This window comes from Veillonella parvula (assembly GCF_032577575.1).
GTDB lineage: Bacteria > Bacillota > Negativicutes > Veillonellales > Veillonellaceae > Veillonella.
This window is the reverse complement of record NZ_JAWFVO010000006.1, coordinates 25,339-46,324: the sequence shown is the minus strand read 5'-3', so window position 1 is coordinate 46,324 and position 20,986 is coordinate 25,339. Positions and strand designations below refer to the sequence as shown.

The following is a 20,986-nucleotide window of genomic DNA, read 5'->3' as shown; positions in this document are numbered from 1 at the left end:
AATTTAGGAGGAAAAATTATGAAACAAGTAAGTACATTAGATATGAATAATATGATTCAATATCTTGATTCAAGTGAATTGGTATTTTTCTTGGCTATAAAAGATACAGAACAAAAAACAATTGTTGACCTTCTTCGTGAAAACGTTCCAAGTTGTCATGATAATATTCAAATTATCAATGATAACGGAATGGCTGTTAAAATCAGTATTTTCTTACTAGGCTATAATTATACTTTTAAAGGAAATAATGCGACTATAGAACGCCATGAAGCGGTACAATTAGTATTTAAGTATTGGAAAGAAATAGGAAAAAATAAAGCTAAAACTAAGGATCCATATAAATGTCGTGAGTTCATGCAATACTTAGACGCTATTAACTTTACAGAAGCAGATTACTTAATTATCGGAAAACCTTGATTATAATAATTAAAGCGGACACTATAATGTGTCCGCTTTTTGAGGTTGATATGCCTATATAGTTATAATTTAAGAGATAATTTGGCCATAGTCACATATTTTTTAACTACGTTTGCTATAATAATTACAAAAACTTATAAAATAAAGGATAATTAATTTTGAATATGTATCTATTTAATTTGTTAGCAAAAAACATATAAATGTCATAATCACCTTTCTTTTGCATATAATGTGTCTTGAACACCTACATTATACTTAAGTAAGGTGATTTTTTGTATCAAAATGTATCACTATTGATACATTAATTATTTATGCTGCTTTTTGTATCAAAAAGTTGTATAATATATATATGAAACATTTCATATTATGATTATATATTTTGATACACATAGGAGATATTTTTATGGATATAAAAGATTATAGTAATTACAAAGAGGGTATCTTTGTATATGGCGGTAAAGCAGGCCCTAAAAAATCTGTTTATGATGAAAATAACGTATGGATGCTAAAATTTCCTCAAAACACAAAATCAAAAGAAACAATTGCTGTTTCTTATACTACCAGTCCTGTTTCAGAGTATATAGGTTCTCATATTTATCAATCTATGGGGTTTCCTGTACATGAAACAAAATTAGGGACTTATCAAAATAAAGTTGTGGTTGCTTGTAAAGATTTCAAATTACCTATAAAAAATAAAATTTTACAAGAAAGCCCTATGGAATATCTTATGAATACTGTCGATGACGATATTTTAGAAAATTTATCACGAGATGAAACATCTAGTCAAAGTTATCATAATATCAGTATGAATGATTGGCTATACGTCTTAGATAATAGTCCTATTGCGCAACAAAATCCTGAAATAAAAGAACGCTTCTGGGATCAATTTGTTGTAGATGCTTTTATTGGTAATTCTGATCGTCATGGCGGAAATTGGGAATTTTATATTGATACGAATCAAGATATTAAATTATTTCCAATTTATGATAATGGTAATGCGTTATTTGCCAAACATCCTGAAGAAAAAATCAAAGAGTTTTTAGAAAACGATAATAAATATAATAGTATTGTTGCACAAGGTAATACCCCATTCATTAGTCCTGACTATCATAAAATTGATTCTTTTAGTTCTATAAAAAAACTATCTATTAAGGGGAATTCTAATAAAGATTTAGAGGCTGCAATAAAACGTAATTATCCTAAAATTGATTTAGAAAGAATCAATACAATTATTGATGAGATTCCTGAATATGTTAACGGTTTATTAATTATCTCTAATGACAGAAAAACTCTTTATAAAAAAATTCTAGCTGATAGAGCAGCTATTATTGAAAAATCATATAATTTAATTTTGAATAAAGAAAACAAGCTAAATAATTCTATTAAAATTTCATTGTGTAAATCAAAAGAGAGAGGCGGATTAGAACGATGAAATTAGGCTATATTCGAGTGAGTACAAAAGAACAGAGTATAGCACGTCAAAAAGAAGAATTATTAAAACATGGAGTAGAAGAACGATTTTTATTTATAGATAAAACATCAGGTAAATCTTTCAATCGTGAACAGTATCAAATTCTAAAGTTAGCTTTACGTCAAGGTGATGAACTATATGTACATGAACTAGATCGATTAGGAAGAAATAAAAAAGCAATTTCTGAAGAACTACAATATTTTAAAGAACATAATATTATTGTACGTATTTTAGATGTGCCAACTACAATGATTGATTACTCTACTTTTACTGATTCGATTGCTAAATCTATGCTTGAAATGATTAACAATCTTCTCATTGAAGTATTGTCTACTCTTGCAGAACAAGAACTAGCTAAATTACACAAAAGACAGTCTGAAGGTATTCTTGCTGCTCATATAAAAGGTGTTAAATTCGGACGTCCTTGTATTCCATTTCCTGAATCTTTTTCTATCATCTATGATGGATGGAAAAATAAAGCATATACTGCTGTTGAAGCTAGAAGAAAATTAGGCATTACTCATTCAACATTTTATCGCATGGTAAAAAAATATGAATCATCATTAGAAAATCTTAAAACAACAAAACAATAAATTATTTTATCGTTTTGTTGTTTTAAGAAGGAGAAATATATTGATTGATTGGGAGTACCAATTTGACTATGGAGCAATTAGAATTATGTGGCTATTGTGGCCACAAACCAACAATTTCTGTATACTTTAGTTTACGAGATCAAACTCTTGCATATCATATTGAATGTCCATATTGTCATCATGATGAAGTAGTATCATCTTTAAAAAATGAGGCAATCAGAAAATGGAACCATTTATTTCCTAGCCTTTTTCATTTGAATGATTAGTGTATTTATAATAGAATAGAAGGTGTTCGTAGCACCGTACACAAAGCTACGCAAAGATTGTGTACATTACCAAGTTGCGTGAGGTGTATTATGAATATTGGTTTCTATTTTATAAAATCTGATTTTTTTAAACTTGTTAACTCTGGATTAGAATGGATGGATTCTAAGACTAACAAGCATATGTATTTTGTATTATCATTTAAAAATGAATTATGGGCGATTCCGCTATCTAGCCAATATGATAAGTATAAGAATTGGTATAATGAGGCAAAACAATTTAATAAAAAAAATAGATTTCTTGTGTTTGTTAACGTGATGAATAGAGATGGTGTTCTTCTAATTCAAAACGCTTTTCCTATCAATGAACACTTTATTGATAGAGAAGCTTTTGATCATAATAATAAACACTTAACTCTACCTTTAAACCTCATTCAGTTCGTTGAAAAACGACTAAAACTCATGAATACGTATGAAGAGAAAGGAATATTAAGCTTTCATGCAGATTTAAGCTTAATCCGTAATATTTTACATAAAGATAGCGGTAAACTATAGGTTTACCGCTATCTTTTGATTATAAGCCCTGGAGGCAGGAAGGTTTAATTGTGAGTTATATCAACTTTAATAATATTCAGTTGACAGAAGTGTGTAACCGATTAGGTTTACCTATTATTAAACATGGATATGGTGGAAATTATAAAGTAAAAAATTTTGGAGGCTTGATTATTAAAGATTCCTATTTCTATCAACATAGTACTGGAGAAAAAGGGGGCGTTATTAAATTTGTAATGTTAACAGAAGGCTGTTCATATCAAGCAGCTATTGAACTTGTTAAAGAGTTATTTAAGGATGACGTACTTCAAAATAGTACTGTTTTATCTACTCAACATTCTGTATATGAAACAGAAGAAAAAAACAATATATTTATTCCACCTGCCTGGAATAACGATCATAAAATTATTAATTACCTTGAATCCAGATGTATATCAAGGGATTTAATTAATCAAGAAATTAAGGCTAATCGAATAAAAGGGGTATCTATTAAGGGGCATCTTAATGTTGCTTTTTTATGTTATGATTTAACAGATCATACTCTTATAAAAGGAGCTATTATTAGAGGCGTAGAAGGTTCTTTTAAAGGGAACCTAATAGATTCTGATGGTGATTATGGATATTGTATAGGGCCTAATCAATCATCAGTTAAATCTATCTATATTTTTGAGTCTCCGATAGATCTTTTATCCTATTTGACCATGTATCAACAAGATTCAAATATTGTTTATACTGCTATGGGCGGTGTTAAACCAAGAGTGGTTGAAAAATTAATTGAACGATTTAATCCTAGCTCTATCACCTGCTGTACAGACAATGATAAAGCAGGTGATAAATTCTATAATGAACTCAAACATTTATATCCTAATTTAAGAATACGACGTCAAATTTCTAAATCAAAAGATTGGAATGAAGATTTACAAAATCTATATTCATGAAAAGTATGTGCATTAGATGCTATCTAATGCACTATTTTTTACAATTCTTGACCATGATGAGCCATTTCTTGAATATCCTCTGCGGTTAATTCTTTAGTCGCAACGAATCCACCCTCATTAGAAATTACAATATTATCTACTTTTTGTTCAATTTTATTAGCAATATTGCCTATAATTTTAGCTTTATTTAGGCTTGTAGCATATGATTTTTGTTGTGGTCTTTCTTGATTTGCATTAGGTAATTTGTGATTTTCGCCTATATTTTGTTGTATTTTATTAGCATTATCTTGATTATCTATACCATTGTTATTGATAATTATGCTATTATCCTTTATACGGGCTATTACTGCATCGTTAGGTATTGTATTAAGGTATTGTAGTATTCTATCATACTTATTAGCTTTAGCTTGTAATAGTTTAATCTTCCCATATAGCGGTTTAATCTTATCATTAATTTCTTGATTATGTTCAATGATAGCTTGTTTTTTCTGCTCTAATAAGTCTGATGGAATCTTAGATTCTAATGTTGCTAAATCTGCTTTAGCTTTATTCAACTTTTCTCGATCATCTACACTTAACATACCTTCTTTTTCTTTCCAGAGAGAGGTTTCAATAATAGATTTTAATGCTTTAGCTTTTTTTGAGTACCCTTTTACGACTTGATTTTTAGCCCATGTTTCAATAGCTTGTTCAGGAATTTGTTCTTTACGTAATTCTTTTATTTCATTTTGTAGTTGCTTTGCAGCTTCAATATTTTGATATTTTAAATCACCGAAATAATCTTTTAAATTGACAGCATATACGACATTTTGATTATAAAATTCTTGATATAATTCTTCTTGTTGCTTTCTAATTTCTTTACTCATTTCATTATGGATTTTATTAATTTGTTCTGGTTCTATATGTTGTTGTAAATTTTTTTCTTGATAATATTGAGCCGCAGGAATCCTACGTTGTGGTTCAACATTATCAAATTTTGTAGCTTCAGAAAAACGGCCTTCTTCAATAAGGGCTTTTTTTTGATTCTTAAAAGAACGATGATCTACACGTTCGTGCATATCAAAATCTTTATAGTATTTATTCGTTAAATCAGCAGCTCTTTCTCTTAATTTATGTACAGTTGCCTTTTGCATAAATTCACGACTTTTACAATATCCAACTGGAAATCCATCTGTTTCTGTATATCGTGTAAAGTGCCACTTTGGATCATCATAAGTACGGTCTTTAGCTAATTCTCTTTCATTGAACATAATATGAACATGAACATTATCATGTTCAGGGTCTGATGAATCTTTAGAATGAATAGCATAGCTATATGTAAATTTTTCTCCGAATGTTTCTTGGCAAAATTCTTGCACCAAAGATTCATTCGCCCATAATGGCAACTCTGATGGTAAGGCCCATGTAATTTCTCTATATGCATTTCCATTTGCTCGTTCATATAGAGAAGCTGCTTCCCAATAATGATGAGGAGTAGGGGCCCAATCTGGCATATTACCAGAACCATAAGCTAAAAGATCTTCACGATTTTTATATGCTCCATCTCGATCAATATAATCAAAGTGTGCGGCTGCATTTAACTTTGAACCATATTTAGTTTTAGGTTGTGATTTTATATTGAAAGAGTAAGTTGCCATTTTGTGTCCTAAAAAATTTACTATTGCCGAAGGCTACTGAACGAAGTGAACCCTCCACGGGAAGTGGCCCATGCGCATTTCTGTGGTTTTTGTGAGCAAAAATCTGAAGAAGAAATAGAAATGCTTAAATGGGCATTCTATCTATTTCTATTTTACTAAATTGTCTGATTTTCGTAAATAGAGTGGTGAATCTATTTTCAATAAATAGGTGAGCCATAAAAAAAGAGAAGCCCTATGGGCTTCTCTTTTTGCTATATTGGTAAAACCAATACAATGAGATGATATGTTTTTCTATTTTTTCTAATGACGGTTCTAATAATTTGATTCTACCTTTCGTATGTTAGTGATATATTCCTTTAATGCTTTTACACCTTCTTCTGAATAAGGAACTTTATGAGGAGTAAAATCTTCTTTGAAAAAATACACTATACGTTCATTTCCATTTCTTCCACCACCATCACTAAACAAATCAGTATTACTTTTAATAAGATCTACTATCTGTTTAGAAAACTCTTTATTCATATCTTGCTGTGCTGATCTAAAATTCGTATTTTGTAATTTATTTTTGAATGCTTCAATTTCAGATATAGAAGAATATGTCATCTGACAATTAGATGATCTAAAATTTTTGTGTCCGTAAAAAATTTCTTTACCACTTCTAATTAGTGATAGTGGTTGATTACAACATGGACATAATATTTCTTGTTTCGGCTTTTTTTCTTTCACAAGTTTTGGCGATTGAGCAGTTGTTAAAGTTGGTATCTGATTTTCTTCAGATTTTAATTTTTTCTTAACAACTTTATTTTTTACTTCCGTACCACTTAATGATACTCCTGATAGTTGATTATCAGGAAATGTATCTTGAATCTGAAAGGGTTTAAATACAAATCGTAGTTGCTTAATAGAGCGACCTTCTCTAATTTTTTCAATTTTCAAATCTTTAAAAATTGTACTTAATGATTTAATCGCAGGTGAAATTATCTTTTGTGTAATTTTACGCATATCGTAAGAATCAGGAATATCTAGTATATGTCGTAAATATTCTACTTCAACAACATATACACCTGTTTTTTTAAATTGTTGTAATTGCCGATATAAATTTTTAGTGTATTTAGATTGCAGTTCAGTATATTCTTTTAGCTGCATGACTGTAAAATTTTGAGTTAACTCATTAATCATATAGGCGAACTTTGGATTAACTGAAATTGTAATTTGTTTGGTAATAATATTACCTTCAAATTTGTCAAATAGTATAAATCCACCAAAGGTAGTATCAGTTTCATAATAAGCAGCTACTCTAATTAATTTTTGATATGTTTCTTTTATTATGCTGATTAGTTCGCTTTCATCATAGACTGTAATATTACTAATTTTTTTTAAATCGTTAAAAGTTAAAGTTAATTCATTTAACCCATGATCTTTCATAATAGCACAAATAGCAAAGAACACATTGGATTCTCTTGCATTCAATCCCTTTAATGTTATTTGATTAAGATCATTGTGATATTTTAACAACATTGTACTATTTTTTCGTCGCATCTTTGCCTCCTGGGCTTATATTCATGTGCATAAAATTACAATATCTAAAAAAATCAAATTATTGTTAATTTATTTATACAAAGTATACTCTATTTTATGTGCCTTAGTCAAATTAATATGGGTACTTAATTATTCGTAAATTATTACTTATTAAAATTGGTTCAAAAAATAGGTACATAAAATTCTTTAATGTACCCTTTTTTTGAGTAGTTCAAAAAATATCTTTTTAAGCAGATAATATCTGTATTTATTCTATTAAAGTACCCATTTTTTGTAACTAAAAAAATAGGTATTATTTACTATGGGTACATACCTATAAAGCTAGGTAAAATCTAGGTTTATCCCTGTGGATAACTTTTATAAATCTAAGTTTTTTACAAAATAGCCTGTGGATAAATTCAAAAAACGGGTACATTGAACTCAAAAAATGGGTACATTGAACTCAAAAAACGGGTACATTGAACTCAAAAAATGGGTACATATGAGTCTGGGAACCCTAGTATTTATGCACCTCGGCACACCCCCTAAAAAAGAAGAAAAAAGATAATAAAAATAATTAGAAAAAAAAAGCGTTTTTTTCTGATTGTTTTTATACAAGATTCTAATTTTGATAGTCAGTAATTCAAAATAAAAATCTTAATTAGAACTCAAAATAGTATTTCATATTATTTTAAAATAACATGAATTTTTTTATTGTCATTCACTGAATTATAGATTATGATATAGTGAGATAATTTAATTATCTGGTTTTATTTCTCGTTTTAAAAAAGGGAGGTATTTTCTTTGACAGATTTTAAAGAAAAAGGCACTGCCTTAGATCCGTTCCTGAAAGGTAGAGAAGAACACTTCTCATATGTCGAGCGTATTTTAGATAGTGCAAACACTTTCAAGAAGATTGCTGTTGGTGCAACGCTAGTAGCGTTAGTCACATCTATATCAGCAGGCTACTTAGCAACACGGAGTGAATATATTCCGTTTATTATTCGTGCAGATAAAGTGACGGGTTATACCGATGCTGTAGGCCCTGTTACACAGCAAGAATATAAGCCCACAGAGGCAGAAACAAAGTACTTCTTAACAGACTTTATTAAAAAAGTTCGTACAGTACCACTTGATCCAGTGGTATATCAAAAGAACTGGAAAGATGCTCAAATATTCTTAACAGAAGGAGCCGCTAAAAAGCTTAATGCTATTAGTGAATCACAAGGCCATTTCAGTAAATTAGGCTCTTCTACAGTAGAACCTACTGTACTTGGTATCACTCGCTTGTCTAACTCGGATAATACATATCAAATTCGTTGGCAAGAAGTAGATTACGGCATTAATAGTGGTCAAGGTACTCAACAAAACTATATTGGCACGTTTACTATTAAAACTGGTGAATTAGGAACTGAAGCTGATTTGTACAAAAATCCACTTGGAATTAAAATTACAGATATTTCCTTCAGTCTTGAAAATGCTGCACAAAGCAGTGAACCTGCTAAAAAAGCTAATAAAGCACAACAAAATCAGAAAGCAGGTGACAAATAATGCAATCTAAAGCTCGTAAATTATGTATTGCTATGTCACTTGCAACCATGTGTATAGGTGGTACTTCGTTTGCTGCTATTGAACCTGGTTATATTACACCTCATGATAATAATTTAACAGGCTCAAATGTTGTCTACACGTATGATCAAAATAATCAATTTAAAGTGCGTGGTAAGCTAGGGTATTTAACTGATCTAACATTGGGTCGTAATGAAAAACTAACTAGCATCGTTGCAGGTAATACTGATGATTGGAAAGTATCAACGGCTGTAGTTGATCAAACCCCTCATGTGTATTTAAAACCTATAGTCAAAGAAGCTAAAACCACAAACTTGATTGTTAATACTAATAAACGTTCGTATCGTTTTATTGTTAGACAAGATGAATACTATGATGATGTTGTATCTTTTAACAATCTAACGCCTGCTGTAGATTCAACGACTACCATTAGTCAAAGTAGTACTCAAAAAAATTCTACTAGTGCAGTACAACAAATCAATCGTGATTATAAGTATGAAAAAGCACAAAATGTACGAAAAACGTTAATTCCTAATAGTATTTGGGATGATGGTATTAAGACATATATTGAAGTACCTACAACAAACATTAGAAATTTACCTGTAGTATATTCTGTTGATAAAAAAGGCAAATTATCTATGGTAAATAGTCGTTTGCAAGGTCATTATATTGTTATTGATACCGTGTTAGCTCGTTTACAACTTCGATTTAAAACAGATTCGTATTTAACTGTTGTCAATAATAAAGAAGCGGGCGTTAAACCTGTTAAGGTAAAAGAGTTAAATCAAACTCTTAATCAAGTTGATATAGTACCTTCTGTTCCTAATAATGAAGTAGGTATTCCCCTTCGATCAGTAAATACAGAACAAATTAAGACTGATAAACAAAGTAAATCATCTGATTTGGATCAAGTTAAACAGACTTTGCAACAATCTATTAAAGATACTGTTAATCATGCTAAATTAGATATACAAGGTAAGCCTCGTATCATTATTACTCGTGATAGTGATAATAATCCTGTGAGCAATGTAACTAGCGTTGCAACAACAAATCCTAATCATTCAATTGATTGGGTTCCTCTAAAAGATAGAATTGCTAATCTACAGAAAGGAGGAACTAAATAATGTCTATTAGAGATATGTTTAATAAGGTATTAGGTAAACGTGAACCTGATGAATTTACTAATTTTGATTCTGAAACAGAAGCTGAATTAGGGGATGCATCTCGTAATGAACATAAACCCGATGAGGAACAACTTAATGATGCAGAAAGCTTTGATGATGATGTAGAAGCCGCTACATTCTCTAATGATGATACTAAACCTGCTGTAAAAGGCTTTAAAAAAGGCGCTGTATATGGTGCTATAGGACTTATTGCATTTGGTTCAGCTGCTGCTATGGTAATGCATAATATGGATAGTGGTAATAATAAGACTAATTCTAATCAATCAAGCTCTTCTGTCGGCGTGAATAGTGCTAATGGTGGCTCTGTAGCAGGCCCTGATTTAGGATTTGATTCTTATGCATCAATGGGTCAGTATGATAATGAGAAAAAACTAGATGCAGCCTCTAAGAAAAAAACAGGCGCCCCTGGTTATAGTAATGTTGCAGGTACACAAACTGTACCACAAGCAAGCGGTAATAATACCGTTAGACAAGTTCCTAATCGTGTAGGAACAGGTTCTTATAATGCTTCTGCTCCAGTTTCTAGTGGTGGTTCTTCTAACTATCAATCGGTATCTGGAAATGCAGGTGGTAGCTCTATCACAAGTCGTAATAATCCATATGCTAGTGCTATTGCGTTTGCATTAAGTGGTGGTAATGCTGTTAGTGATTCTGTTTCGGATTCTAGTGATAGTTCTGATTCTAGTTCTTCTACAACAACAAGTACTCCTGATTATAGTAGTTATACATCCGCTGATCGTGTGTTGCTAACAGGTACACTTGTACCAGTAACACTTATAACTGGTATTGATTCCTCACTTAATGGCTCTGTAACGGCGCAAGTTCGTGAAAATGTATATGATTCTATTACAGGTTCATCTATTTTGATTCCTGCTGGCTCTCGCTTAATTGGTGAATATGACGGTAGTGGAATGAATGCAGGTCGTGTATCTGTTAAATTTACTCGTATTATGTTCCCTGATGGCAATAGTGTTGCTTTAAACAATTCGTTAGGTGTTGATGCAATGGGCTTTGGTGGTGTAAAAGATTTGTATTCTGAACATACTGGTAAAGCTGTTGGCGCATCCTTTATTACAAGCCTATTAGCAGGTATTGCAGGTTCCTCTAGTGATGGTAGCGGAACTGATAATCGTTCATCTGGTCAAGAAGCTATTAATCATGCAATTTCTAATGTGTTAAACACTGGCAATGAAATCGTTAAGAAAAAATTAGAAGTTGGCGCAACAGCTATTATTCGGCCAGGATTTGAATTTAATGTAATGTTAAATTCTGATTTAGCTCTTGATCCATATTATGGTGAATAATTATGATTAGGGTTTTACTAGCTTTAATTACATTATGTATAGATTTAGCTTGTTCTACTCAATTATTAGCCTCTTATGTTCATTATGATCCACTAATAGGTCCACCTATATTTATTATTGGTGAAACGCCTTATTATTGGTTTTTCAAATATTTAATTTGGATTGCTTTATTCGGAAAATATGTTCCTTCGTTGGTTATAAAGTCTGCATTCCCTTTATTAGTTTGGCTTGTTACTATGATTGGTATTGGCTTTATTAACATGAAAAAACCAGTAAAAGATTATCATGGCAATGCATCTTATGCTGAATTTTCGGATATTAAGAAAATGGGATTTTTCCCTAAGTCTGGTGTTATTTGCGGAATTCAAGAAACTGGATTGCTCCGTAAAGAAGCATTGACTAATGTATTAGGAACATTAATTTCACCTCAAAAAATTAATTCATGGCTAATGACATGGGGTAAAAAACTCGGTTTATACAAATACAAGTATATTAAGCATGATGATAAGCATCATATGATTGTCTTAGCTCCAACTCGTTCTGGTAAAGGTGTTGGCTTAATTGTTCCAACACTATTAGGGGAATGGAAAGGGTCTTGTATTGTAACCGATATTAAAGGTGAAAACTGGGGGATAACAGCAGGCTATCGTCAAAAAGTAATGGGGCAAAAGGTTATAAAATTTGAACCTACTGCATCCGATGGAACATCGGCACGATTTAATCCGTTTAATGAAGTAAGATTTGGTACAAAATATGAAATTAGTGACATTCAGAATGTCGCAGGGATTATTGTTGATCCTGAAGGTAAAGGCGATTTGGATCACTGGAAATTATCTGCTCGTAACTTGCTTGTAGGATTGATTTGTCATATGCATTATGCACATATTATTAATCCTACAGAAAATGCACCTTTAACTTTAAATCAATTAGCTAGTACGTTAAAAAATTCACTAGTACCAGATCCAGATAATCCTGGAAACTATAAAGCCTTAGGTTTTTTTGAATCTGTTGAATCGTTAACTCAATATAAACATTGGCCAGAAGAAGGGATGCCAATGGAAACGATTGATGCTGATCGTAATAGTAAAACCTATGGGGAACGCAAAATGATTACTGTCACTACAGAACATATGCGTACTTTATATCCAGAAGCTACTAATCTAACTGTTCCAGGTCTCAATACAACGCATCCTATTGCGTTTGAATCGTTTATTGATATTGCTTCAAAAGCGGAAAATGAACGGGCTTCCGTTGTTTCTACCGCTAATGCCTTATTAACCCTATATTCTGATCCTGTTCTTGCTATGAATACATATGAAAGTGATTTCACATTGTATGACATTATGAACTATAAGGATCCTGTTACGTTATATCTAATTACTCCGCCTTCTGATATTAAACGTATTCAACCATTATTCCGTTTACTTGTTGAAATGATTGTTCGCCATAATACTCGAGATATGAAATTTGAAGATGGTAAACAAGTTGATACCTTTAAGCATAGGTGTTTATTGTTACTTGATGAATTTCCTGCACTGGGTCGTATGGATACCTTTGAAGAACAGTTAGCATACATTGCGGGGTATGGATTAAAAGCGTTTATGATATGTCAAGGTTTACCACAGTTACAAAAAATTTACACAAAAGAAAATTCTATTGTAACTAACTGTCATATTCAGATTTTTTATGCACCAAATGATAATGTCACAGCTGATGAAATTGAAAAGCAGCTAGGTAAATATACTGAAGAAGTTGAAACTTGGTCTAAACAACCTGGATTCTTTCAAGGTAAATCCCATAGTAATAGCTATATTGCTAAAAGTTTAATGACGGCTGATGAATCAAAACGGATGGGCGATAAAGAATTAATTTTTATGACTGGCGAAAAGCCTATTTTGACTGAAAAAGTAAAGTATTATATGGATTCGTATTTTAGTTCTCGTGTTATGAATGCACCTGCTAAATCAGATGTTATTCCAAAATTAAATTCTCCTAACACACAACCTACAACTCTCACACAAACACAACCAACAAAACATGAAACTAAACCATCCACTAATACGGTAGATGATATTGTAATTGAAAAAATAATTTAGGTGAAATAATATGGCTAAAAAAAGTACGCTATTTACAGCGTTAAAGAAATCTATTGATGCAAAAAAACGATTAGAAAAACATGATAGTGCGATAAATAAACATGAGCAAGAGATTGAACGTCTTAAAAGTTTAATTATAAAAGATAGTTTAATAGCTGAAGCTACAGGGGCTAATGAAATGTTTTCAGAATTTGGCTTTGAGAGCGTTGAAATTCGTCTTGGGGCCTTATTATATGCCAATGAGTATATAAAGGCCTCTGACGACGAAAATAGGGCCTTAGATGAGTTCTATACGAAAGGAAAGGCGTACTTAGAATCTCTATCCTCTGAACCATCTGAAGTTATTAATTCAATTGGTGAATAAGATGACTGAAACAAATACACAAGAAGCTATTAATAAAAAAGTTAATAGTATGCTTGAATTTTCTTTTGGTCGATTATGGCCTATATTACAACAAGATACAATTGGGGAAGTGTATGTTAATGAAGATGGCTATGTATTTGTTAATGATTTAACCACAGGGAAACAAATAACAGATATATACTTATCTCCGTCTGAATCTAAAGTTCTTATTGAGGCGGTGGCAGGTGCTGTTAATGAAGTGATTAATAATGATCGTCCACATTTGGGGTGTGAATTGTATTCGTTAAATGCTCGTTTTCAAGCACAGTTACCACCGCTAGTTAGGAATCCAACATTTATGATTCGTAAAAAAGCATCTACTATATTCTCGTTTGAAGAATATATTCAAAAGGGGTTTATTACAAAAGAAGGCGCTGATTATTTAGTTAACGCCGTAAAAGAACATAAAAATATATTAGTAACAGGCGGGACTGGTACAGGGAAAACTACATTTCTCAACACATTATTGAAGTGTGTTGAATTATATACTCCATATGATCGAACGGTTATCTTAGAGGATTTAAGTGAATTACAATCCAATATTAATGATTGTTTACGAATGCAAACTAGAGTAGATGCTGATCCGAACAAAAGCGTTACGATGCAAACATTGATTTGGCTATCAATGCGTAATTCTCCGAATCGAATTATCGTTGGGGAAGTTCGTGATGGTTCTGCTTACGATTTGTTAAAAGGATGGAATACAGGCCATCCAGGTGGATTTGGAACAACTCATGCAAATGGGGCATTAGAAGGATTAGATCGTTTGGAATCGTTAATTTATGAAAATCCAACGGCTAAAGGTAATTTTAGACAATTGTTAGGTCAAGCCGTCAATATAATTGTTGATATTGGCCGTATTGATATTCCTAACGGCCCTTCTAAACGCTTTATTCGTGACATTATTGAAGTGAAGGGGTTTAACCGTCATACAGAATCATATGACACAAGTATTATTTATCATAAGGAAGGAAGTGAACCATGATGAGCCGTCACAAGTATACTCATAAAGATATTAAAAATCCGTTTGAGCTTTATGAGCCAGATGTTGACGATATAAGCGTAACTCTACCCACCTCTGATGAATCTGAACAGGATGAAACAATTGATGTTGAAAAAACAGATAAACCTGTTAAAGATATGACGAAAGAAGAAAAATTCAAATACTATGCGGAAAAGCGTGTGAATACAATCCTAAAAGAATTAGCAGGATTAAGTGATATGGCCTCTACTTATGCAGGTGTTTACGATAAACCTATGGTAGATGCTATGATGATGACTATTTCATCTGCTACTAATTCCACTAAGGAAATATTTCAGAAACGGGCCCATGTATTACCAACATTTTCATTTGATTAATGCTGATTTAAGAAAGGATTCTTTTATGAACTCTACAAAATTAAAACAACAAGCTAAACGTGTTACTACTATGGTAGGTTCCCAGATGATACTAGCAGCTGCTACGATGCAGACCTTTGCTTATAGTACAGATGGAACTACGGGTATCGGCGGTCATGCTTGGCCTTGGACAAAGTTCTTACAATCTTTAATGCAAGAACTTACAGGCCCATTACCAATGATTTTAGGTATTATGGGTATTGTTGGCGCAGCGATTGCTTTATTCTCTGGTAATGGTGGCGATGGTACTCGTAAATTTATTTTGTTGATTTTTGTTATTTCTATTGCGTTAGCAGCTCCATCCCTAATGGATATGCTTTCCTTAGGGGCAACTGGTTCTGGTTTCGTAATTCCTTAACTTGATTTGATGAATATAAGCCTATAAGGCAGTTAGGTGTAGTGAATGAAAAAGCTATTAAGCACAATATTCCTCTCCTGCTCTCCATTTGTGGCCTTTGCGAGTAATGGGGGAGCTGTTTCGCTCCCTATATACGATTTAATATTGTTGCCACTCTCACTAGAATTTTCAGGCCCATTACCATTAGCTCTTGGTACGATTGGCCTTGCTGTTGCAGCTATTACCTTTTTAAGTGGCTGTCATCATCAGGAAGGCGCTAGACGGTTTTTTGGAATCATATTTGGCGTAGGAACCGCAATCGCGGCTCCACAAGCCATTGAAATGATTACAGGGTGTTTAATCCCCTAAGGAGGCAGGATGGTCGAACGTGATTATAGAACAGGTGAAGCCCCTTTATTTAGGGCTTTATATGTTCGTCAAACTTGGGGTGGTGTACCTCGTAATTTGTTTCTAATTAATGTATTAACGTGCGTATTCGCTGTTATTATTTTGGGAACATGGTTTATTGGTGCTATTGGTATAGCCCTCCACTTTTTATTTAGATACTTTACGTCACAGGACGCTGATTTTTTTGAAGTATTTACACATTATTTACGGTCTAAAAACTATTATAGGGCCGAATAAGACTATTATAGAAAGGTGTTTATTATATGGGATTGATGTCTAATTTTCGCTTTCACAAAAAGAATTTTGTGAAACGTGATCCAAAATTAAGCGAATATATCTCTTGGTTACGAATTGATGAATCAGGCATTGTATATAACAAAGATGATTCAATGCAGTTAACATTTAAGTTCCGTGGCCCTGACCTTGATTCCTCTACTATTGAAGAATTGCAGTCATACCACGCGGCTATTAATAATATTATTAAAAGTGCTTCTACTGGGTATGTTTTTTACATGGAAAATCAACGCCATGCATCTGAAGCATATGATACTGCTGATTTTCAAGCTCCATTAACAAAAGTTATTGAAACAGAACGTGAAAAATTCTTTAATAGTGGCAAACAGTTTGAAAATGATTATTTCTTCACAATTTTGTATCATCCTAATTTTGATATGACAAAGAAATTCTTATCTTTCTTTGAATCAAAAGAAGAAACTACAAAGAAACATAATCAGTACTGGAAAGAAATTGCTAAAGCAACCAGTAATTTTATTGAAGAAACCAATAAAATGCTTGATATGTTCAATGATATATTCCTTGATGTTAAAGTGTTGACACCAGATGAAACATTAGAGTACTTACATAGTACTGTATCTGATCATCATCAACCAATTAAAAATATACCAACTATGTATTTATCTTCCTATTTATTGGATTCTCCATTAGTTGGTGGTTTTGAACCTAAACTTGGTGATAAACATATGCGGGTTATTTCTGTTACTAGCTTCCCGCCTATTACTCATCCAGGATTCTTTGATATTCTAAACCGCTTAGGATTTGAATATCGTTGGTCAAGTCGGTACCATGCCTTATCCAAAATGGATGCTATGAAAGTTTTAAAGGATATTGAAGATAACTTTAATCAACAAGCTAAAACCATTTTGCAATATGCTGTTGAAGCGATTCGTAATAAGGAATCTTATCAAGTTAACGAATCTATGTTGAACTATGCTGAAGAGGCTAGTACAGCACAACAATTACTTGAAACGGATGCTGTTGGCTATGGTTATTACACAATGACATTAGTTGTCCTTGATGAAAATCCTGAAATGGCTGATAAAAAAGCAGCATTTGCATTAAAAGAAATTCGTCAAGAAGGCTTTACGGCGCAGCTTGAAACTACAAATGCAATAGATGCTTATTTTGGGTCTGTTCCAGGTATGTGGGAATATAACGTCCGTAAATATCTTATGGCATCCCTAAATTTCTCTCACCTTGCCCCGACCTCCGCAGTGTGGTCAGGAGAGAAAAAGAATAGCCATTTAAAGGGGCCTGTATTGCTTCATACGGTGACAATTGGGAGTACTCCATTCCGCTTGTCTTTACACGTTGGTGACGTTGGACATACGTTTGTTGTAGGGCCTACAGGGTCTGGTAAATCTGTACTTCTTAATATGATAGAAACACATTTTACTAAGTATCCTGGCGCTCGTGTATTTATTTTTGATGTTGGTTCTTCCTCTAGGGCTGTAACAAAAGCTATGGGTGGTAATTTTTATAACATTATGGGTGATGATAACCCATTAGCCTTTCAACCTCTTTCACGTATTGATGAAGATGTTGAATTTATCTGGGCTAATGATTGGATTATTAATTACCTCACAATGGAAAATGTACCGATTGATCCAATTGTAAAAACTACAATTCATGAAGCCTTAAAATCGCTTCGTGAAATGGAACCTTCTTTGCGTACACTCACATCCTTCCAACGCTTGGTTCAAAACCATGCCATTCGTCAAGCCTTAGCGCCTTTGTGTGAAGGGGGTACCTATGGTGGCCTCTTTGATAACAGTACAGATAAATTTGGTGAAGGTAATTGGCAGGTATTTGAAATGGATGAAGTCATGAAAATGCCTAATATCGTCCCTAGCGTACTTGATTTCTTATTCCATAGAATTGAAGGTCAATTACGTGAAGATGGGGCGCCAGGCCTTATTATATTAGATGAATGTTGGTTATTCTTTGCAAATCCTATCTTCCAAAGTAAAATTCGGAAATACTTTAAAGATTTGCGTAAAAAGAATACGTCTATCATTTTTGCAACGCAAAACTTATCTGATATTTCGGCTAGTCCTGAACTTGCTAATACAGTTCGTGAAAACTGTCCTACACAAATTTATTTGCCTAATCCTAAAGCAACTGCTGAAGGGATTAAACAGCAATATATCAATTTCGGTTTAAATAGCCGTCAAATTGAATTATTGTCTGAATTGACACAAAAAAGAGAATACTATGTATCCTCAATTAAAGGCAATCGTGTATTTGACCTTGCGTTACAACCATTAGAGGCTGCATTTGTAACGGCCACATCTAAAGAAGATCAATTAAAAATTCAAGCATTAGAAAAAAATCATCTATCTAAAGATGAATTTATTCTAGCTTGGCTTGATTATAAAGGTATGCCTGAAGAAAAGGCTAAATACCAGTCGCTCATAGAGCCAGAAAGGAGTTATCATGTTGGATAATGGAAAAATGAAATCAGTTCTTCCTCGTTCAAAAAAGTTACTTGCTGTTATGTTAATTCCTGGCACATTTGTATTGACTACGTATTCTGTACATGCTGCATATCCTGTTTTCGATGCTCAAAACGTTGCTAAAACGGTTAAAGTCATTGAAAATACAGCGAAACAAATTGAAAAATTAAACGAACAGGTAAATCTTGCAAAACAACATTTATCTATTGTTACACAATCCATGAAAGACGTGTCTGATAATGCTAAAAAAGTATTATCAGCCGTTGATGGTACTCGTAATGCAGTCGATGGTGTTATTAAGAATACACAATCCTCATTTAAAGGCCTATTAAGCCCTGTTAAAGATATTCAAAATGTGGCTAAAGAAACAGAAGAAAAATGGAATAAAACATTCCAGTCATTATCTGGTTTAAACCCTAAAAATCTAACATATAGCGCTTTACAAGGTTCTAATTCCTATATCAATGCACAAGTGCAACAAAATAACAAAGAAGCTGTAACTGAAACACAAGCTATTATGGCGGGATTATCACAAGCGGAAGATGAATTAAAGCAACTTCGTGAACAAGCTCGTCATACAGAAGGGCAACGTGATTTAGCTAAAATCAATGCTGAAATTAATGCTGTAACAGCTAGAATTGAAGGGTTTAATAGTAAACTTACCGCTATTCAAGTGACTAACCAAAATATGGAATCACAAGCTAAACAGCAACAAGATGCTAATAGGGCTGAATTTAACTTTGCAGCAGCAAAGAAATTTAGTGAATCCGTTGTCAATATGAAGGGGTCTATGGACGATCTTCCTAGTGGCTATGAATCGAGATCTCAATTGATGAAATCTCTATGGAAATAGGAGGGTTTACATGGATGGTGTTCAATTTGCATTTCTAAACCAGTTATTAGATACGTTTAGAACTGCATCTGTAACAGGTATGGTTAACTTAAAGCCTGCTGCGTTAGGTTTAGTTACTGTTCTTGGTATTTTAGATGTAACCGCTATGTGGGGCCTGTACTTTGGCGAGATGCGGGTACGGGAAATCATGGGAAAAGTGATTAAAATTAGCTTTTTTGTAATTTTAATCCTTAACTGGGGGCCTATTACTACGGCTGTAGAAGATACATTCGTTAAAGTTGGCCAGATTGCTTCAGCCCATCAAACCGCAACAAAGCCTTCCTCAATTATGGTAGAAGGCACAAAGAAGATGTATCGCCTTTGGAACAATGCAATATATGATATTCCAATGGCTGAAGGTGCTACTTCGCAAAAAAGTATTCCTTATTATGATAGTAATGGTAATCTTAATAAAGATGCTGAAAAAATGGCAGAAGAAGATAAAAAAGCAAATGCTCCATCTAATCCATTTTCTGGATTAGGCGAATCTATTGCGGCTATTCCAGGAAGAATTATTAAAATTATTCTTGCGTTAGCTATCTTTATTGCCTTTGCGTTTATTGCATTAAATGTTCTTCTTTGTTTCATTGAGTTCTATTTAACAACGGCTTTATCTATTATCTTATTGCCGTTTGGTGTTAATAGTCATACGTCATTTATTAGTCAGAAAGCATTAGGTGCTGTTGTCAATTTTGGCGTTAAGCTGATGATCATGATATTCCTTCTTGGTCTTATGTCTACGATGATTAGCAAAATGGATGCGATTACAAATGAAGATTATGGAAAATTATTTGAAGCCGTATTACAAGCGTGTATGTATGCTTTCTTGATTTGGAAATTACCTAGCCTTATTTCTGGTATGTTAAGTGGTACGCCATCTATGGGCGCATCTGCTGCAGGCGTAGTACAATCTGCTGCTACTGCTGCAGGAGCAGGTGCTATGACTACTAGATTTATGGGTGCAGGTAGTGCAGCCGCTTTTAGAGGAATGGCTAATGCTTCTCGTATTAGTGGTGATGCTATTCGTGCAGGTGGTGCAGCTGCTGCAAGTTCAAATACTGTTAGAGGTGCTATTTTTAATTCAATGAGAGGTACCGCTAATCATTTGGGTACTGTCACTAAAGGTGCTTACCGTCATCAAATTAATGCAGCTAAGAATACATTCTTAAATGCAGTTGCTCGTGAAAATACAGCTTCTACTATATCCAGAAAATTATCTCATCTTAACGGTTATAAGCGATCATAAGGTGATG

20 protein-coding genes are annotated in these 20,986 nt (G+C 33.0%); 18 read left to right on the top strand and 2 right to left on the bottom strand.

Annotated elements, in window-relative coordinates; all coding sequences use genetic code 11:
• Positions 1 to 18: 18 nt before the first annotated feature.
• The 5 genes from E7K77_RS09810 to E7K77_RS09790 all read left to right on the top strand — a co-directional run bounded on the left by E7K77_RS09810 (position 19) and on the right by E7K77_RS09790 (position 4,234).
• Complete coding sequence (locus E7K77_RS09810; protein ID WP_316591220.1) at positions 19 to 417, top strand: hypothetical protein; 399 nt, start codon at positions 19 to 21, stop codon at positions 415 to 417.
• A gap of 403 nt (positions 418 to 820) precedes the next feature.
• On the top strand, positions 821 to 1,849 hold the full coding sequence (locus E7K77_RS09805; protein WP_325321196.1) for a HipA domain-containing protein: 1,029 nt from the start codon (positions 821 to 823) through the stop codon (positions 1,847 to 1,849).
• Positions 1,846 to 2,481 carry a recombinase family protein gene (locus tag E7K77_RS09800; protein ID WP_325321195.1) on the top strand — a complete coding sequence of 212 codons (636 nt, stop codon included), beginning with the start codon at positions 1,846 to 1,848 and terminating at the stop codon, positions 2,479 to 2,481. Before E7K77_RS09805 ends, E7K77_RS09800 begins: the two co-directional genes overlap by 4 nt.
• A gap of 356 nt (positions 2,482 to 2,837) precedes the next feature.
• Positions 2,838 to 3,299, top strand: coding sequence for a hypothetical protein (locus E7K77_RS09795; RefSeq protein ID WP_325321194.1), 462 nt, complete (start codon positions 2,838 to 2,840; stop codon positions 3,297 to 3,299).
• A 50-nt stretch (positions 3,300 to 3,349) separates the two neighbouring features.
• Positions 3,350 to 4,234: a toprim domain-containing protein gene (locus E7K77_RS09790; protein WP_325321193.1), complete on the top strand. Its 885-nt coding sequence runs from the start codon at positions 3,350 to 3,352 to the stop codon at positions 4,232 to 4,234.
• 38 nt (positions 4,235 to 4,272) lie between these two features.
• Here the strand turns inward: E7K77_RS09790 and E7K77_RS09785 are convergent, their stop codons facing one another.
• Together E7K77_RS09785 and E7K77_RS09780 are read right to left on the bottom strand one after the other, a co-directional pair.
• The gene (locus E7K77_RS09785; RefSeq protein ID WP_325321192.1) at positions 4,273 to 5,871 is read right to left on the bottom strand and encodes a MobA/MobL family protein; all 1,599 of its coding nucleotides are present in this window, start codon (positions 5,869 to 5,871) and stop codon (positions 4,273 to 4,275) included.
• A gap of 312 nt (positions 5,872 to 6,183) precedes the next feature.
• The gene (locus E7K77_RS09780) at positions 6,184 to 7,410 is read right to left on the bottom strand and encodes a replication initiation protein (protein WP_322353099.1); all 1,227 of its coding nucleotides are present in this window, start codon (positions 7,408 to 7,410) and stop codon (positions 6,184 to 6,186) included.
• Between the two features lie 783 nt (positions 7,411 to 8,193).
• Between E7K77_RS09780 and E7K77_RS09775 the strand changes: the two genes are divergently transcribed.
• From E7K77_RS09775 to trbL, 13 genes are all read left to right on the top strand, one after another.
• Entirely contained in the window at positions 8,194 to 8,940 is a 747-nt protein-coding gene (locus E7K77_RS09775) for a type IV secretion system protein (RefSeq protein ID WP_325321191.1), read from the top strand.
• Complete coding sequence (locus tag E7K77_RS09770; protein WP_325321190.1) at positions 8,940 to 10,082, top strand: TrbG/VirB9 family P-type conjugative transfer protein; 1,143 nt, start codon at positions 8,940 to 8,942, stop codon at positions 10,080 to 10,082. The genes E7K77_RS09775 and E7K77_RS09770 overlap by 1 nt, the downstream gene beginning before the upstream one ends.
• Positions 10,082 to 11,446: a TrbI/VirB10 family protein gene (locus tag E7K77_RS09765; protein ID WP_325321189.1), complete on the top strand. Its 1,365-nt coding sequence runs from the start codon at positions 10,082 to 10,084 to the stop codon at positions 11,444 to 11,446. Before E7K77_RS09770 ends, E7K77_RS09765 begins: the two co-directional genes overlap by 1 nt.
• Positions 11,447 to 11,448: 2 nt before the next feature.
• Entirely contained in the window at positions 11,449 to 13,542 is a 2,094-nt protein-coding gene (locus tag E7K77_RS09760; protein ID WP_315308427.1) for a type IV secretory system conjugative DNA transfer family protein, read from the top strand.
• Between the two features lie 10 nt (positions 13,543 to 13,552).
• The gene (locus E7K77_RS09755; protein ID WP_315308426.1) at positions 13,553 to 13,906 is read left to right on the top strand and encodes a hypothetical protein; all 354 of its coding nucleotides are present in this window, start codon (positions 13,553 to 13,555) and stop codon (positions 13,904 to 13,906) included.
• A 1-nt stretch (position 13,907) separates the two neighbouring features.
• Positions 13,908 to 14,930 carry an ATPase, T2SS/T4P/T4SS family gene (locus tag E7K77_RS09750; protein ID WP_315308425.1) on the top strand — a complete coding sequence of 341 codons (1,023 nt, stop codon included), beginning with the start codon at positions 13,908 to 13,910 and terminating at the stop codon, positions 14,928 to 14,930.
• Complete coding sequence (locus E7K77_RS09745) at positions 14,927 to 15,304, top strand: hypothetical protein (RefSeq protein WP_315308424.1); 378 nt, start codon at positions 14,927 to 14,929, stop codon at positions 15,302 to 15,304. The genes E7K77_RS09750 and E7K77_RS09745 overlap by 4 nt, the downstream gene beginning before the upstream one ends.
• Positions 15,305 to 15,329: 25 nt before the next feature.
• A complete protein-coding gene (locus E7K77_RS09740; protein WP_119562766.1) occupies positions 15,330 to 15,701 on the top strand; it encodes a TrbC/VirB2 family protein in 372 nt (123 codons plus the stop codon).
• Positions 15,702 to 15,845: 144 nt separating this feature from the next.
• Positions 15,846 to 16,049, top strand: coding sequence for a hypothetical protein (locus E7K77_RS09735; protein ID WP_315308423.1), 204 nt, complete (start codon positions 15,846 to 15,848; stop codon positions 16,047 to 16,049).
• Between the two features lie 9 nt (positions 16,050 to 16,058).
• Positions 16,059 to 16,325 (top strand): VirB3 family type IV secretion system protein, encoded by a 267-nt coding sequence (locus E7K77_RS09730; protein WP_315308421.1) that lies wholly within the window; start codon positions 16,059 to 16,061, stop codon positions 16,323 to 16,325.
• Positions 16,326 to 16,351: 26 nt separating this feature from the next.
• Complete coding sequence (locus E7K77_RS09725) at positions 16,352 to 18,832, top strand: TraG/VirB4 family ATPase (protein ID WP_315308419.1); 2,481 nt, start codon at positions 16,352 to 16,354, stop codon at positions 18,830 to 18,832.
• Positions 18,822 to 19,694: a type IV secretion system protein gene (locus E7K77_RS09720; protein ID WP_315308418.1), complete on the top strand. Its 873-nt coding sequence runs from the start codon at positions 18,822 to 18,824 to the stop codon at positions 19,692 to 19,694. Before E7K77_RS09725 ends, E7K77_RS09720 begins: the two co-directional genes overlap by 11 nt.
• Positions 19,695 to 19,704: 10 nt before the next feature.
• Complete coding sequence (trbL, locus tag E7K77_RS09715; RefSeq protein ID WP_315308416.1) at positions 19,705 to 20,979, top strand: P-type conjugative transfer protein TrbL; 1,275 nt, start codon at positions 19,705 to 19,707, stop codon at positions 20,977 to 20,979.
• Positions 20,980 to 20,986: the final 7 nt, after the last annotated feature.